2 protein-coding genes are annotated in these 1,066 nt (G+C 74.8%); both read left to right on the forward strand.

Going from position 1 to position 1,066, the window contains the following annotated elements; genetic code table 11:
- Nucleotides 1-463 (forward strand): amidohydrolase (locus G7A99_RS20710; RefSeq protein WP_163143770.1); only part of this gene is annotated, 463 nt, incomplete at its 5' end.
- A gap of 30 nt (nucleotides 464-493) precedes the next feature.
- Nucleotides 494-1,066, forward strand: a 573-nt coding sequence (locus tag G7A99_RS20715) for an SDR family NAD(P)-dependent oxidoreductase (protein WP_163143772.1), incomplete at its 3' end; no start/stop codon positions are given.

Below are 1,066 nucleotides of genomic sequence, written 5' to 3' on the forward strand. Positions count from 1 at the left end.
GACGCTGGCCGGGCGCATCGCCGGGCTGGGCTGGCACATCCAGTTCCTCGTCGACGTCTCGCGCTTCGAGCGCCTGGCGGAGCGGCTGAGCGCCCTGCCCGTGCCGAGCGTGGTGGACCACATGGGTCACGTCCCCGCCGGCCGCGGCACCGGCGATCCGGGCTTCCGGGCACTGGTGGACCTGGTCGCCGACGGCAATACCTGGGCCAAGCTCACCGGGCCGAACCGCATCAGCGCGCAGGAGCGCGCGCCGTTCACGGACGTCGAGCCGTTCTTCCATGCCCTGCGCGAGGCCGGCCCGTCGCGCTGCGTGTTCGGCACGGACTGGCCCCACGTGCAGCTCCCCGGGCCCATGCCCAACGACGGCGACCTGGTCGACGAGTTCCTGCGCCTGGTCCCGGACGAGGCCGGGCGGCGGGCGATACTGGTGGACAACCCGGCAAGGCTGTACGGTTTCGGCTGACACCGCACACGGATCATCCGGGAGGCAGGCATGAGCGGGCAGGATCGGCGCGTCGCCCTCGTCACCGGCGCCGCCCGCGGCATCGGCCGGGCCATCGCCGCGCGGCTGCTCGCCGACGGCATGGCGGTGATCGTCGCCGACCGGGACGGCGCGGCGGAGACCGCGGACGCCCTCGGCGGCGCGGCGCACGGCATCACCGTCGACGTCGGCGACGAGGCGGCGGTCACGGCCCTGATCGAGGCGGTCTCGGCACGCCACGGCCGGCTCGACGCCCTGGTGAACAACGCCGGCCACGGCGCCCCCGCCCGGCCCCTCGAGGCACAGGCGGTGGCGGACTGGCACCGGGTCATCGCCACCAACCTCACCGGCACCTACCTGTGCAGCCGCGCCGCCGCACCCCTGCTCCGCGCGGGCAGCGGCGCCATCGTCAATATCGCCTCCACCCGCGCCCGCCAGTCCGAGCCGCACACCGAGGCCTATGCAGCAAGCAAGGGCGGGATCCTCGCCCTGACCCATGCCCTCGCCGTGAGCCTGGGCCCGGACGTGCGGGTCAACGCGGTAAGCCCGGGCTGGATCGCCGCGGCGGCGGAACACGAGGACCTC

The organism is Arhodomonas sp. KWT (genome assembly GCF_010993615.1).